This window comes from Streptococcus rupicaprae, from assembly GCF_040545225.1.
Taxonomy (GTDB): Bacteria; Bacillota; Bacilli; order Lactobacillales; family Streptococcaceae; genus Streptococcus; species Streptococcus rupicaprae.
Map to the genome: position 1 here is coordinate 1 of NZ_JBEPLO010000004.1, position 14,992 is coordinate 14,992.

A 14,992-nucleotide genomic window follows, 5' to 3' on the forward strand; every position below is an offset into this window, starting at 1 on the left:
ACGTGGTATTGGGATGACTCGTCATACGATTGATAAGGATGGTCAGTTGAGTCAAGAGAATCGTTATTTTATCTTTAGCTTTAAGCCAGATGTCAGTACATTTGCCAATAGTGTACGAGGTCATAGGTCTGTAGAAAGTATGCACTGGTTATTGGATGTTGTTTATCGTGAAGATCATCATCAGACATTGGATAAAAGAGCAGCATTTAATCTAAATCTTATCCGAAAAATGTGCTTATATTTTCTAAAGGTGATGGTATTTCCTAAAAAAGATCTCAGTTATCGCCGCAAACAACGGTATATTTCTGTCCATTTGGAAGATTATTTAGTCCAATTATTTGGAAAAAGAGGTTAAGCAGAGGATTGATTTAAACAGCTATTTTTTCAAAATTGATGTCAGGGCACAAAAGGAGGAAGAGAAAGTTTTCATGCGTACGGCGTGTGATTCAGTACGGCTGTACTGTCTTTTCATCCTATTTTGTGGTAAAATAAAAGGGAATGAATAGTTTGGAGAATGTTGAAGTAGTGGAAAAATACAGACCAACCTTTGCGCTTGAAGCGGTTTATGACCTTAAAGTAGAAGATTTAGAAAAACATGGCATCCGCGCTGTCCTTGTCGACTTAGATAATACCTTAATCGCCTGGGATAATCCAGATGGAACACCTGAGATGAAGCAGTGGCTCCATGACATGCGAGATGCAGGCATCAAGGTCGTTGTTGTTTCCAACAATACAAGGGAGCGGGTTCGTCGCGCTGTTGAGCAACTGGACATTCCTTTTGTACCTTGGTCCATGAAGCCTTTTAACATCGGAATCAAAAAGGCCATGCAGCGTTTCGATATCAAACCAGAAGAGGTTGTCATGGTCGGCGACCAATTGATGACGGATATCCGTGCGGCGCACCGAGCAGGCATTCGTTCCATCTTGGTTAGGCCCCTGGTCCAGACGGATTCTAAGAAGACCAAGATCAATCGCTGGAGAGAGCGCCGTGTCTTGAAAAAAATGGAAGCCTTATACGGACAGTTGATGTATAGCAGAAGTCTCTTAGGGGGATCAGATGACCTTTCTGACGAAACTGCTGATTAGTCTTGCGGCTTTTCTTGTGAGCTTTGGACTGATTTTTGGGTTGTTGAACTTGCCCTATCGCTTTGGGCCTTATATTTGTGCCGTTTTCCTAGGCAGTCTTTTGGCAAATATGGGGCGCAGAGCTTATACAAATGTTTTAGAAAGTAAGCATAAATGAACGACACATTACAATGCATTGGCTGCGGTGCAGTCATTCAGACAAGGGATAAAGAGGCGGTTGGATTTACCCCCCAATCTGCTTTGGACAAGGGCTTAGAGACAGGGCAGGTTTATTGCCAGCGTTGTTTCCGCCTGCGTCACTACAACGATATCACAGATGTCAGCATCACAGACGATGAATTTACCAGACTGCTCCATGAGGTCGGTGATAGCGATGCTCTGGTGGTCAATGTGGTGGATATTTTTGACTTTAACGGGTCGGTGATTCCAGGTTTGTCACGCTTTGTTTCGGGCAATGATGTCCTTCTTGTTGGCAACAAGCAGGATATCCTGCCCAAGTCTGTCAAGACCAGCAAGGTCACCCAGTGGTTGACGGAAAGAGCCCATGAAGTTGGCCTGCGACCGGTCGATGTGATATTGACCAGCGCCCAGAAAAAAGCCAGCCTGAAGGAATTGATGTCCAAGATTGAAGATTACCGCAGGGGTCGTGATGTCTACGTTGTCGGTGTGACCAATGTCGGCAAGTCAACCTTGATCAATGCCATTATCCAAGAAGTGACAGGGGACAAGGACGTCATCACTACTTCCCGTTTTCCAGGCACGACCTTGGACAAGATTGAGATTCCTTTGGATGATGGTAGCTTTATCTATGACACACCAGGGATTATCCACCGCCATCAAATGGCGCATTACCTGAGCGCTAAAAACCTCAAATACGTTTCGCCTCGTAAGGAAATCAAGCCAAAAACCTACCAGCTCAATCCTGAGCAGACGCTTTTTTTAGGTGGTTTGGGACGTTTTGATTTCATTTCAGGGGAAAAGCAAGGGTTTACGGCTTATTTTGACAATGAACTGGCGTTGCATCGTACCAAATTGGATGGGGCGACAGATTTTTATGCCAAGCATGTCGGAGATCTCCTGCAACCCCCTAATCAGCAAGAAGCGGTTGCTTTGCCACCATTGGTCTGCCATGAATTTACCATCAAGGACAAGACAGATGTGGTCTTTTCAGGTCTGGGTTGGATCCGGGTGAGTGGTCCTGCTATCATTGCGGCCTGGGCACCCAAGGGAGTGGATGTGGTGATTCGAAAAGCCATCATTTAGGTCTGTCTCTAGGAGATAGGAGAAGCGCTTGTAAGGAGGTGAAAGGAAACCAGATATGAAAAAGTTAGTAACACTTGTAAGTTTAGGCTTAGTCTTGCTGGGACTCGTCTTCTGGTATTGGAGTGGTTCGGCCTCAGGGCCTGCCCCTAGCCTTCCGCCTGCGGACCAGCTGCAGTCCATCGCTCTGTCAACTACAGGAGCTAAGGCCTACCTGGTGACAGAAGATCACTCCTTGGAAATTAGCGGCCCTGCTGAGATAGCCTCCCTGCTTGATTACCTGTCTCAGGCCAACAAGACCAAGGAGGCGTCCGTCAATGATGTCCCTTATGGACAGCGGTATGTGCGGTTGGATTTTGCATTCAAAGATGGCGAAAGCAAGTCTGTCGCCTACCTGTATCCGAAGGCAGGAACTACCTATCTGGAGCAACCCTACACAGGGATCTACAAGCTCCAACACCCTATAGAAAACTGGCTGGCAGACCGAGACTAAGCAGCTCTGCTATGCCCCAAAAAAGAAAAGAGAAACGATGACATTAACATCTAAACAACGTGCTTTTTTAAGCAGTCAGGCGCATAGTCTGAAACCTATCGTGCAAATCGGGAAAAACGGCCTCAACGACCAGATCAAGACCAGCATTCGTCAGGCGCTAGACGCGCGCGAGCTGATCAAGGTGACCCTCTTGCAAAATACGGATGAGAATATCCACGAGGTGGCGGAAATCCTGGAAGAGGAGATCGGCCTTGAGACGGTTCAAAAAATCGGTCGTATCTTGATTCTTTTCAAGAAATCGGCTAAGAAGGAAAACCGTAAACTGTCTGTCAAAGTTAGGGACATCTAAGAGAGGACACGCATGGCTATTGAACTGTTGACCCCCTTTACCAAGGTCGAATTACAAACAGAAGAAAAACCAACGGATCGCCAGCAGATCGGTATTCTGGGGGGGAATTTTAACCCTGTCCACAATGCGCATTTGTTGGTGGCAGATCAGGTACGCCAACAACTGAATTTGGACAAGGTCTATCTGATGCCGGAATTCACACCGCCCCATGTGGATAAGAAGGAAACGATTAATGAGGCGCATCGCCTAGAGATGCTCAAGCGTGCCATTGCTGGCATTGAAGGACTGAGTATCGAGACGATTGAGCTAGAGCGCAAGGGCATTTCTTATACCTATGACACCATGAAGTTGCTCAAGGAGCAGCATCCGGATGCGGATTATTACTTTATCATAGGTGGGGATATGGTTGAGTATCTGCCAAAATGGCATCGGATTGATGAGTTGATGCAGTTGGTACAGTTTGTCGGCGTACAGCGTCCACGCTATAAGGCAGGAACATCATACCCTATCATCTGGGTCGATGTACCGCTTATGGACATTTCTTCTAGTATGGTGCGCGACTTTATCAAACAAGGCAGAACACCTAACTTTATGTTGCCACATGAGGTGCTAGATTATATCGAAGAAAAGGGGCTCTACCTATGAGATACGACGCCTATCTCACCTTATCACGTGAGGAATTACTGGGGGAAATAGCAGAGCAGATGAGCGAGAAGCGTTTCCGCCATGTCTTAGGCGTGGAGAAGGCTGCTTTGGAGCTCGCCGATCGCTACGCTTGCGACCCTGTTAAGGCCAGTCTTGCGGCACTCCTGCACGACTATGCCAAGGAGCAACCAGATAGCGTTTTTCTTGACCTCATTGACCGTTACCAGCTGGACCCAGCCCTCAAAACTTGGGGCAACAACGTCTGGCATGGTTTGGTCGGACGCTACTTGATCACAGAGCAGTTTGGACTGACAGACGAGGAGATTTTGACCGCCATCGCCCGTCACACCGTCGGGGCAAGTGAGATGACACTCCTTGATAAGGTCCTCTACGTCGCTGACTATATCGAACCAGGCAGAGACTTCCCAGGTGTGGAGACTGCTCGCCAGCTAGCAGCAGAAGACCTTAACAAGGCTGTTGCCTACGAAACAGCGAGAACGATCGAACACTTGGCTCACAAGGGCATTCCCATCTATCCCCAGACTTTAGAGACCTATAATGCTTATATACACTATTTGAAAGAGGAATAAATGACGAAAGAAACATTAGTAGAAGTGATTGTGAAAGCCGCTGATGAAAAGCGGGCAGAGGATATTGTAGTGCTGGACTTGGCGGGTTTGACCAGCATGACGGACTATTTTGTCATCATGACAGCGACCAACTCTCGCCAGCTGGAAGCCCTAGCGGATAATATCCGTGAAAAGGTGAAGGAGGCTGGGCATGATGCCAGCCACATCGAAGGTGACAGCAAAGGGGGCTGGGTGCTAATAGACCTCAATGACGTCATCGTCCACATCTTTAGCGACGATGACCGTGTCCACTACAACCTCGAAAAACTCTGGCATGAAGCCCCAATGGTGGATGTGGCAGAATATTTGGCGTGAGAGACAAACCTTGCCGATGGCAAGGTTTTTGTGGAAAGGAAAGCATGAGTCAGTAGAGAGATAATTTTTTCAAATATAATCCTAATTTGAAAGAAGAATTTGGAAGTAAACCATATGAGTATGAGGTTCATCATATTATTGAAAAAAGTGAGTATACAAGTTATAAAAAACTGAATAAATCTGAGATTCACAATGGGAAAAATTTACTTCTGGTTCAGAAAAAAGTCCACCAAAAAATCACAGATAAAACGAACCCTACAAGAATTACAAATAAGGGGAGGGATGAGTCTGATATTGTTAATAAGTACTATAAATTAGGGATTTCAACAGATAGTAAGCATATCCTACTAGAAAATTTGTATGTGTCAGGCGATATCATCATTTTAAAAATTAATGAAGAAGTATTTTTTGAGTTGGACAGTATTGATGACATGTTAGCTTATAACAAAGAACAAATAGAAAAATTTTATAGGAAAAACTGATGAAAAACTACGAAACATTTGCATCGGTCTATGATGCCATCATGGACGATTCGCTCTATGATCTCTGGACGGACTTTTCGCTCCGCCATTTCCCTAAAAAACCAAAGGGAGCCAAACTGCTGGAGCTGGCCTGTGGGACGGGCATCCAGTCGGTGCGGTTCGCACAAGCGGGCTTTGAGGTGACGGGCTTGGACTTGAGTGAGGAGATGCTTGCGGTCGCAAAACGGCGGGCGTCCTCTGCCAAGGTTGCCGTTGACTTTGTGGCGGGCAATATGCTGGACTTGAGCGGTGTGGGGAGGTTTGATATGGTGACCTGCTACTCGGACAGCCTCTGCTATCTGGCGGACGAGGTGGAGATGGGTGATGTCTTCGCTCAGGTTTATGAGCACCTCAATGACGGTGGCACCTTTATTTTTGATGTTCACTCGACCTATCAGACGGACGAGATTTTTCCGGGCTATTCCCATCATGAAAATGCAGAGGATTTTGCTATGGTTTGGGATATCTATGAAGATGAGGCGCCGCACTCGGTGGTCCATGAGTTGACCTTTTTCATCAAGGACGAGGACGGACGCTTTACCCGCTACGATGAGATTCACGAAGAACGCACCTACGAACTCTTGACCTACGATATTCTGTTGGAGCAAGCAGGTTTTAAAGATGTTAAGGTCTATGCCGATTTTGAAGACAAGGAGCTGACCGATACCAGCAGACGATGGTTTTTTGTGGGGAGGAAGTAGGTGGTCAGATGACAGAATATGTTTCAAAGCCCTCGCTCCCAGAGATTACATCAATGATTGATCTCATTCTCTTAATTGAGCAGCGCCCTCCTATGTACTTGGGAGGTAATAGTTTAATGCGACTGCGCTCTTTTCTTGATGGTTGGACTTTTCGAGAACTACTAGAAAGGCCTGAGGAGAAAGATAGCGATAGAAATGTGCTACAGGACTTTACAACATGGTTACAGAAGGAATACGACGTGCCTTATTTCCATGGGATAAGCTCATTGCCCTTCGTGCAATGGATGATGCCCATGCCTTGACCTTGTTCTTTCAACTCTTTCATCAGTTTTTAGAGGAGAGGTAAGAAAAAGTTATCAGTAGTTATGAATAGGATAAAAGCCCTAAACCAAGGGCTTTTTGTGGTATAATGGAGTTATATTAATGTGTAAGGTGTAAGAGTTAATCGTGTATTGAGAGATTATAGTAATTTAACTTAATTAAGTTATTAATTCTAATGAATTATCTAATTATTAGATAAGGGAAATATTATTCCATAACGAATAAAAATAGGAGTATAAATATGGATTATAATACAGATAAACCGATTCATACAGCAAAAGATGATTTATTAGGTAGAGCCTCATTTTCAAAACAATTGGGAAAAGCAATCTATGAGTATAGTGGAAAAGACGGATTGGTAATAGGTTTGTTTGGTAAATGGGGAACTGGTAAGACTTCCGTTATTAATATTGCAGAAAATGAAATTCTTAAACTTTCTGAGAAAGATGAAAATAAGCCGATAATTATGAGGTTTGCCCCATGGAATTACTCTGATAAAGATAATCTTATCAGTTTATTTTTTCAAAGTTTAAAAAACAAAATAGATGTTCAAGATAATGAACAATTGAAGAAGAAAGTTGGTAAGGCATTAAGTGATTATTCGGGTGCTTTTGATGCATTATCTATGATTCCATTAGTAGGGTCAGGCGTAGCTGCAATATTAAAAACTATAGCTCAGGCCAAAGGTGCTAATCTGATGCAAAATATTGATTTAGTTCAAGCTCGAGAGAATCTAGAACGGGCTTTGGTCGATGCTAACAAGAAAATCATTATTGTAATTGATGATATAGATAGACTGACTAACTCACAGATTAGAGATATTTTTCAATTAGTAAAACAAGTTGCTGATTTTTCCAATGTCATATATGTATTAGCCATGGATAGAGATGTTGTCCGTAGTGCTTTAACAGAAGTTCATAATATAGATGGAAATGAATATTTAGAGAAAATTATTCAAATACCATTTGAATTACCAGAACTAAGAAAATCAAAATTACATGATATATTTTTCTCTAAACTTGATCGGGTTATTAATAATCTTCCTGATAAAGTAGAATGGGACGAGAGTTATTGGAATAATGTTTTTAGAAATTGCATAGAACCATTTATCTACACTTTAAGAGATGTGAATCGAGTAGTAAATACATTTCAGTTTAGGTATGGTTTGGTATATCAAGAAACTTCCTTTGAAGATATGATAGCAATTACAACGTTAGAGGTACTAGAACCAGAGTTATATAAGTGGATTGCTAGCAATAAAGAAGCTGTTTGCGGAGGCTTTGCGTATAGTTTTTCATATAGTAATAAATTAGATTATAGAAAATTTTATCATGATGAGTTTGAAAGATTAGGTATAAATCCTGATTTAGCAATAAGTTGTGTTTCAACTCTGTTTCCTGTTTTTGCTAATGCTGTCAAAGAGCATCAATATGGTTATCATTCCTATTCAGATGCAAGAGGTAAGATGAGAGCTAGAGAAGAAGGAAGATTTGAACTATACTTTATGTTTGATTTAGATGATATTAAAGTTTCTAGAAATACAGTTAATCAATGCATACATGAATTTGATTCTACTGAATTAAAAGAAGTTATTTTAAAAATCAATCAAGAGGGAAATATTGCTTATTTTATTGAAGAATTAAAGTCGTTGGTTGATGAAATTCCTTATAATCGCTTAACAATACTAGCTTCAGTCATCATTAATTTACAGGGTGAATTTAAAGGTGAGGAGCAAAAAGTCCTTTTCAGAATATCTACAAAGAGTAAGGCTGAGTATCTTGTATGCCATATAATAGACAGGCTTGAAACAGAGGAAGAAAGATTTAGTTTTATTTGTTCTGCTGTGAAAAATATGGATGTGTCTAGTGCTGGCCTCTTGGCTACAATCATTAATAGGATAGAGCTTGCCTATGGAAGATTAGCAGGAAATTCAGAAAAACAAGAGAACCAGCTTATTACTCTACCTCATCTTGAAGAAATCGAGAAAATGTATGTTAGTAGAATCAGTGAAATTGCAAACTCTGTCTCACTTTTGAATATGTCGAACATTTATATTATTTTTTATTTGTGGCAGTGTTTTGATCAAGACGGAGCGAAGTCTTATTTAGACGGTTTGTTTAAAAATGTAGTGAATAAGCTTAAATTTATTTGTGGACTAGCAGGACGGTGGACCGGGACTAATGGAAATGGATGGAGTTTCGATTTGAAATACTATTCGGAATATATTTCTCAAGATGAAATTTATAATTTAATTCAGGGTTTTGATAAGAACAAATTAGATGAGTTTACTGAAATTGAACAGATTAAATTGGCTTCATTCGTTTTGAATCACCATAAGGATGATATAGGACATGCTAATGAGCAGGAGGCTATGGAACTTGTAAAGAGGTGGCAAACCGAAAAGTGAATATAACCTTAACAAAAATAAGGAATTACAGCCGTCATATCATCTAAAAATTAAACGATAAAACATCTAGAAAGGCTTTCCATGACCACAACAGGTATTATCGCAGAGTTTAATCCCTTTCATAATGGGCACAAGTATCTTTTAGACCAGGCAGAAGGGCTCAAAATTGTGGCCATGTCTGGTAACTTTGTCCAGCGGGGAGAGCCCGCTATTGTGGACAAGTGGACGAGAAGCCAGATGGCGCTGGAGCATGGGGCGGACATCGTGGTCGAGTTGCCTTTTCTGGTGTCTGTCCAGTCGGCGGACTACTTTGCCAAAGGCGCAGTGGACATCCTGCGGCGGCTGGGGATTGACCAGCTGGTCTTTGGGACGGAGGCGGTCATGGACTACCAGCTGATTGCGGACACCTACGCCCAGCGGGCAGAGGAGATGGAGGCGTTTCTCTCGCGCCTGCCCGACCACCTGTCTTACCCTGAAAAGGCGCAGGCCATGTGGCAGACCTTTACGGGACTGACCTTCACGGGTGAGACGCCCAACCACATTTTGGCGCTGGCCTATGCCAAGGCGGCAGCTGGGACAGGGATTGCCCTTTGCCCTATCGCTCGGCAGGGAGCAGGCTTTCACTCGAAGGAAATGGCAGAGCAGTATGCGTCAGCAACAGCCATCCGCAAGCACATCGCAGATGGCGACTTTGTCCGCAGGGTCAGCCCGGCGGCTGACCTCCTGCTCTCCTCACCGCAGGTCTCCTGGGAAGCTTATTTCCCCCTGCTCCGCTATCAGATCCTGACCCATCCAAACCTGACAGGCCTCTATCAGGTCAATGCAGAGCTAGCCAGCCGTATTCGCTCTGCTATTGGCGATAGCCAAACCATTGACGAACTCATCGCACGTGTTGCGACTAAACGCTACACCAAGGCGCGGGTGCGACGGGTGCTGACCTATATCCTTGTCAATGCGACAGAAGCGGAGCTGCCGTCTGCGGTGCGGGTCTTGGGCTTTAGCCCCGCTGGGCAAGCTCACCTGTCTCGGATAAAGGGGCAGGTAGAACTCGTCACACGTATCGGAAAAGAGCCTTGGGACGCTCTCACCCAGCAAGCCGATCAGGTCTACCAGCTAGGACACCCAGCTCTCAAGGAGCAAAACTGGGGGCGGGTGCCAATCAGATCAACCTAGAGAAATCGTCTATAACCTCTCAGGAAAATCAGGATTAGAAGGAGAATGCTAAGTTCTCCTTCTTTTTCTCGTCGCCCTTGTGATATAATAGGGTATCCGTTGAAAGAGGAGGACAGTATGGAAAAACGATTAGAAGCTTTGGTCGGACGGTTAGAGGAGCAAGCCTTGGATGCGGTTCTTATCACCGACCTGCATAATATTTATTACCTAACAGGTTTTTGGGGATCCGCTGGGACCTTGTTTGTCAGTCAAAAGCGTAGTCTCTTTGTGACGGATGACCGCTATGCCTTGATTGCTAAACAGGTGGTTCAGGGCTGCGATGTCATCAGCAGTCGGACGGCCTTGAGTGAGATCGCTCAGCTGATTCAGGCGGATGGTTTGGAGCGGATAGGCTTTGAGGACACGATAAGCTATGGGTTTTATCAGGGACTGGTGCTTGCTTTGGAAGGCTATGACTTGGTTGCCCAAACAAACTTGGTGGAGAAACTGCGCATGATCAAGGATGAGGTCGAGATTGCGACCATTCAGCGCGCCTGTCAAATCTCTGACCAAGCTTTTATAGATGCCCTCGATTTTATCAAGCCAGGCAAGACCGAACTTGAAGTGGCTAATTTCCTGGATTTTAGGATGAGAGAACTAGGGGCTTCTGGGGTTTCTTTTGATACCATTGCAGCGTCTGGCTATCGTTCGGCCATGCCTCATGGCAGAGCTAGCGACAAGGTGATTGAGCGGGGAGATTCCTTGACCTTGGATTTTGGCTGTTACTATGATCATTATGCTTCTGATATGACACGGACTATCCATGTCGGGCATGTGACCGATGAAGAACGGGAAATTTATGCGATTACTCTAGCAGCCAATCAAGCCTTAATTGATCAAGCTAAGGCTGGAATGACCTACATAGACTACGATGGCATTCCTCGCCAAGTTATTGAGAACAAAGGTTATGGCCCTAACTTCACGCATGGAATTGGCCACGGAATGGGGCTGGATGTTCATGAAGTGCCCTTCTTCACAAAGACGCTGGACACGCTTCAAGCAGGCATGGTGGTGACAGATGAACCAGGGATTTATTTAGATGGCAAATACGGCGTCCGCATCGAAGATGACCTCCTGATCACAGAGACAGGTTGCCAGGTCTTGACTACGGCTCCTAAGGAATTGATCGTTCTCTCTGTCTAACCATCTAGGCTGGGAATTTTTCAAAAAAAGCAAGCCCTATTTGAGTAATCGGGCGATTTGTGATAGAATAAACTGTAACTATTTAAAATAAAAGAGGTAATAAACGAAATGGTAGATGCAAGTAAATTAAGAGCTGGAATGACTTTTACAACAGACGAAGGACGTCTGCTCCGTGTTTTGGAAGCTAGTCACCACAAACCTGGTAAGGGAAATACTATCATGCGGATGAAGTTGCGTGACGTGCGTACAGGTTCGACCTTTGATACGACTTACCGTCCAGATGAAAAATTTGAACAGGCGATTATCGAGACACGTCCGGCGACCTACCTGTACCAAATGGATGACATTGCTTTCTTCATGGACACAGAGTCTTACGAACAGTATGAGATTCCAGTTGCCAATGTCGAAGAAGAATTGAAGTATATCCTTGAAAATGCTGAAGTCAAAATCCAATTCTTTGGCACAGAAGTGATCGGGGTAACGGTACCGACAACCGTTGAATTGACGGTTGTGGACACTCAACCGTCTATCAAGGGTGCGACTGTGACAGGTTCTGGTAAGCCAGCAACCTTGGAAACAGGCCTGGTGGTTAACGTGCCTGACTTTATTGAGATCGGCCAAAAATTAATTGTTAATACCGCAGAAGGGACTTACGTCTCTCGCGCTTAGGCCTAGCCTCTAGTAAGGATAGAAAGGAATTTACGATGGAAAACTTAGGTGAAATCGTTATTGCTCCTCGTGTGTTGGAGGTGATTACTGGGATTGCGGCTGCCAAGGTGGATGGTGTGTATGCCCTGCGCAATAAGGCGGTATCAGATGGCTTCATCAAGACCAGCAAGGGCCGTGGTGTCTACCTTCATACAGATGATGAAGGTGTGATCACAGCCGATATCTACGTTTACTTGGAGTACGGTATTAGCGTTCCGACAGTAGCCATGGAGATTCAAAAGGCGGTTAAAACAGCTGTGTACAACTATGCGGATGTGAGTATTGACAGTGTTAATATCCACGTGATTGGAATTGCTCCTGACAAGACACCAAAGCCTGACTTGAAGGATTTGTTCAATGAGGATTTCCTCGATGACTAAGACTTACTCCCGCCGTCAGCTGCGTGAAAAAGCCTTTCAGGCTCTTTTGGCCATGGAATTTGGCTCAGAAAGTCTCCAAGCGGCTCAGTTTGCCTATGCTCACGAGGATGATGAGCAGACAGAGGGCCTTGGTCAGCAGGATTTGCCGCTCTTTATGTTGAATTTAATTCAAGGCGTGACCAGTCACCAATCAGAATTGGATCAGCTGTTGGGTCCAAAATTAAAGGCAGGCTGGACCTTGGACCGTTTGAACTTGGTGGACAAGACCATTCTGCGCTTAGGACTCTTTGAACTAAACTTCCTAGATGAAACGCCTGCCAAGGTAGCCGTCAATGAAGCCATTGAGCTTGCGAAGACTTTTTCAGATCAACAGTCAGCCCGTTTTATCAATGGTGTTTTGACTCAGTTTGTGACAGAAAATTAAACGAAAAGATAAAACAGACCTGCATGAAAGATGGCAGGTCTGTTTCGTTCTATCCTAAAAAGCGTTGTAAGAAAGCTTTGGTGCGTTCTTCTTGAGGGTTTTCAAAGATTTGCTCGGGTGTGCCGGCTTCTGCAATGACGCCTTGATCCATGAAGATAACACGGTCTGAGACTTCCTTGGCAAAAGCCATCTCGTGGGTCACGATGATCATGGTCAGGCCTGAGTCTGCCAGGTCTTTCATAGTTTTGAGGACTTCGCCGACCATTTCTGGATCAAGGGCGGAAGTCGGTTCGTCAAAGAGGATACACTCCGGGTCAACAGAGAGGGCGCGGGCGATGGCTACCCGTTGCTTCTGGCCACCTGAGAGTTGTTTAGGCTTGGCCAGCCAATACTGTTCGCCCATGCCGACCTTTTCAAGGTTAGCCTTGGCAATGGCTTCGGCTTCAGAGCGATCGCGTTTGAGGACGGTGGTCTGGGCGACGATGGTGTTTTCTAGGACATTGAGATTGTCAAAGAGGTTGAAGGATTGGAAAACCATGCCGACCTTCTCGCGGTAAGCAGTTAGCTCAAACCCCTTGTTCATGATATTTTGCCCGTGAAAAAGGATCTCTCCACCTGTCGGGATTTCCAATAAATTGATGGATCTGAGCAGGGTGGATTTTCCTGAGCCGGAAGAACCGATGATTGAAATCACTTCCCCCTGTTCAACCGTCAGGGAAATATCCTTGAGGACTTGGTTGTTGCCGTAAGATTTTTTGAGATTTTTAAGTTCTAAAATAGTATTAGTCATGTACAACCTCCACTTGCATTTGATTGGCTCCAGTAGTGTAGTGGTCGGTGTCAAACTGTTTTTCCACAGCACGCAGGATACGGGTTACGGTAAAGGTCAAGATGAAGTAGATGACCGCGATGACCGTGAACGTTTGGAAGTACTGGTAGGTTTGTGTTGCGATGGTATTTCCTGAGAAATAGAGCTCGACCACGGAGATGACATTCAAGACAGAAGTGTCCTTGATATTGATGACAAACTCGTTACCAGTCGCTGGCAAGATATTGCGGATGACCTGTGGTAGAACAACCTTCTGCATGGTCTGGTTATGGGTCATGCCGAGGGCTGTGGCCGCTTCAAATTGTCCCTTATCAACTGCGTGGATACCTCCGCGGACAATTTCGCTCATGTAGGCACCCGTATTAATCGAAACGATAAAGATTGCCGCTAGTGTACGGTCGAGGTTGAGGCCAAAGGCCTGGGCTGTTCCGTAGTAGATAACCATGGACTGAACGATCATCGGCGTGCCACGGAAGACCTCGATATAGATGTTGATCAACCAGCTCACGATTTTTTGGAGAATGGCTAGCGCTCTATTCGTGGCCTTGGGTGCAGTACGAAAGACACCAATGGCTAAACCAATCAGGGTCCCGACGACTGTCCCGATGATAGAGATGAGCAGGGTCATGCCAGCCCCTGTCAATAGGGTTTTCCAGTTGTTGGTCAGGATGCTTAGAGCTTGCCCTAGGAAGGACGGCTTAGCATCGTTATCTTCAGCGACAGGTTGCAAAGGAATCATGCTGTCCATGAGTTTGGTCTGTTCTTCGGATGAAAAGTCAGCCAGAACGTCATTGACCAGCGGTAAATTGCTGTCACCTTTTCGCATTCCGATGGCGATAGCAACATCGGATTCGCTGACTTCAAAGCCTTCCTTTAAGGAAATCATTTTAAAGTCTTTAGAAGCCATCTGGGCAGAAATACCGTCTGGGCGCTCTGAAACATAGGCATCAATGACTCCAGATTGGAGGGCTTGGCGCATCTGGGCAAAATCTCCCATGGCAGTCTGCTGGGCAACGCCTTCAATTTGGCTGATCAGGTTATAAAGATAGACGCCTTGCTGGGAGGTGACTTTAGCGCCTGAAAACTCAGCTAAAGTGCTAGCATTAGCATAAGAACTATCAGAACGGACCACTAAGACAGGCTCAGAGGTGTAGTAACTATCGGAAAAGTCAATCTCCAGTTTACGTTCTTCAGTGGGACTCATACCGGCAATGATGAGATCGATTTTCCCGGAAGTAAGGGCTGGAATCAAGCCAGACCAAGAAGTCTTAACGATGACTAATTCTTTGTCCATCTTATCGGCAATTTTTTTAGCCACTTGGACATCATAGCCGTTGGCGTATTGACTGGTTCCTTCAATCAGCACAGCACCATTGCTGTCGTCATCTTGGGTCCAGTTGAAGGGAGCGTAGGCGGCTTCCATACCGACACGCAGGACGTTTTCATCTGCATGGGCTATCCCAGAAAAGCCAAACAGGCTCATTAGGAAGACCAACAGGAGTAAGGGGGATTTTTTCATATGTTCTCCTTGTTAGATATTTTTCAATTCTTCTCATTCTACAAAAAATT

General features: G+C 44.8%; 19 protein-coding genes. 17 read left to right on the forward strand and 2 right to left on the reverse strand.

The features are described from left to right. The 17 genes from ABID29_RS02425 to nusB all read left to right on the forward strand — a co-directional run. Positions 1–355, forward strand: a 355-nt coding sequence (locus ABID29_RS02425) for an ISAs1 family transposase (protein WP_354364147.1), incomplete at its 5' end; no start/stop codon positions are given. A 143-nt stretch (positions 356–498) separates the two neighbouring features. Continuing rightward, positions 499–1,086, forward strand: coding sequence for a YqeG family HAD IIIA-type phosphatase (locus ABID29_RS02430; RefSeq protein WP_354364148.1), 588 nt, complete (start codon positions 499–501; stop codon positions 1,084–1,086). A gap of 153 nt (positions 1,087–1,239) precedes the next feature. Continuing rightward, a complete protein-coding gene (yqeH, locus tag ABID29_RS02435) occupies positions 1,240–2,349 on the forward strand; it encodes a ribosome biogenesis GTPase YqeH (RefSeq protein WP_354364149.1) in 1,110 nt (369 codons plus the stop codon). Between the two features lie 55 nt (positions 2,350–2,404). Then, a complete protein-coding gene (locus ABID29_RS02440) occupies positions 2,405–2,839 on the forward strand; it encodes a DUF5301 domain-containing protein (RefSeq protein ID WP_354364151.1) in 435 nt (144 codons plus the stop codon). Between the two features lie 37 nt (positions 2,840–2,876). Next, positions 2,877–3,188: a ribosome assembly RNA-binding protein YhbY gene (yhbY, locus tag ABID29_RS02445; protein ID WP_354364153.1), complete on the forward strand. Its 312-nt coding sequence runs from the start codon at positions 2,877–2,879 to the stop codon at positions 3,186–3,188. 12 nt (positions 3,189–3,200) lie between these two features. Further along, entirely contained in the window at positions 3,201–3,833 is a 633-nt protein-coding gene (locus ABID29_RS02450) for a nicotinate-nucleotide adenylyltransferase (RefSeq protein ID WP_354364154.1), read from the forward strand. Beyond that, complete coding sequence (yqeK, locus tag ABID29_RS02455; RefSeq protein WP_354364156.1) at positions 3,830–4,423, forward strand: bis(5'-nucleosyl)-tetraphosphatase (symmetrical) YqeK; 594 nt, start codon at positions 3,830–3,832, stop codon at positions 4,421–4,423. Before ABID29_RS02450 ends, yqeK begins: the two co-directional genes overlap by 4 nt. After that, positions 4,424–4,777, forward strand: coding sequence for a ribosome silencing factor (gene rsfS / locus ABID29_RS02460; protein WP_354364158.1), 354 nt, complete (start codon positions 4,424–4,426; stop codon positions 4,775–4,777). 86 nt (positions 4,778–4,863) lie between these two features. After that, a complete protein-coding gene (locus tag ABID29_RS02465) occupies positions 4,864–5,259 on the forward strand; it encodes a hypothetical protein (RefSeq protein ID WP_354364159.1) in 396 nt (131 codons plus the stop codon). Beyond that, positions 5,259–5,999, forward strand: a complete 741-nt coding sequence (locus ABID29_RS02470) for a class I SAM-dependent DNA methyltransferase (RefSeq protein ID WP_354364160.1) — start codon at positions 5,259–5,261, stop codon at positions 5,997–5,999. The genes ABID29_RS02465 and ABID29_RS02470 overlap by 1 nt, the downstream gene beginning before the upstream one ends. Positions 6,000–6,216: 217 nt before the next feature. Further along, a complete protein-coding gene (locus ABID29_RS02475; protein WP_354364161.1) occupies positions 6,217–6,345 on the forward strand; it encodes a hypothetical protein in 129 nt (42 codons plus the stop codon). Between the two features lie 216 nt (positions 6,346–6,561). Further along, positions 6,562–8,727, forward strand: coding sequence for a KAP family P-loop NTPase fold protein (locus ABID29_RS02480; protein WP_354364162.1), 2,166 nt, complete (start codon positions 6,562–6,564; stop codon positions 8,725–8,727). A gap of 81 nt (positions 8,728–8,808) precedes the next feature. Next, the gene (locus ABID29_RS02485; protein WP_354364163.1) at positions 8,809–9,900 is read left to right on the forward strand and encodes a nucleotidyltransferase; all 1,092 of its coding nucleotides are present in this window, start codon (positions 8,809–8,811) and stop codon (positions 9,898–9,900) included. Between the two features lie 117 nt (positions 9,901–10,017). After that, complete coding sequence (locus tag ABID29_RS02490) at positions 10,018–11,082, forward strand: M24 family metallopeptidase (protein ID WP_354364164.1); 1,065 nt, start codon at positions 10,018–10,020, stop codon at positions 11,080–11,082. 108 nt (positions 11,083–11,190) lie between these two features. After that, positions 11,191–11,751 (forward strand): elongation factor P, encoded by a 561-nt coding sequence (gene efp, locus ABID29_RS02495; RefSeq protein ID WP_354364166.1) that lies wholly within the window; start codon positions 11,191–11,193, stop codon positions 11,749–11,751. Between the two features lie 35 nt (positions 11,752–11,786). Continuing rightward, a complete protein-coding gene (locus tag ABID29_RS02500; protein WP_354364167.1) occupies positions 11,787–12,170 on the forward strand; it encodes an Asp23/Gls24 family envelope stress response protein in 384 nt (127 codons plus the stop codon). After that, positions 12,163–12,594, forward strand: coding sequence for a transcription antitermination factor NusB (gene nusB / locus ABID29_RS02505; protein ID WP_354364168.1), 432 nt, complete (start codon positions 12,163–12,165; stop codon positions 12,592–12,594). Before ABID29_RS02500 ends, nusB begins: the two co-directional genes overlap by 8 nt. Before the next feature lie 49 nt (positions 12,595–12,643). Here the strand turns inward: nusB and ABID29_RS02510 are convergent, their stop codons facing one another. Beyond that, positions 12,644–13,384, reverse strand: a complete 741-nt coding sequence (locus ABID29_RS02510) for an amino acid ABC transporter ATP-binding protein (protein WP_354364169.1) — start codon at positions 13,382–13,384, stop codon at positions 12,644–12,646. Next, entirely contained in the window at positions 13,377–14,942 is a 1,566-nt protein-coding gene (locus ABID29_RS02515) for an ABC transporter substrate-binding protein/permease (protein WP_354364170.1), read from the reverse strand. The genes ABID29_RS02510 and ABID29_RS02515 overlap by 8 nt, the downstream gene beginning before the upstream one ends. Positions 14,943–14,992: the final 50 nt, after the last annotated feature.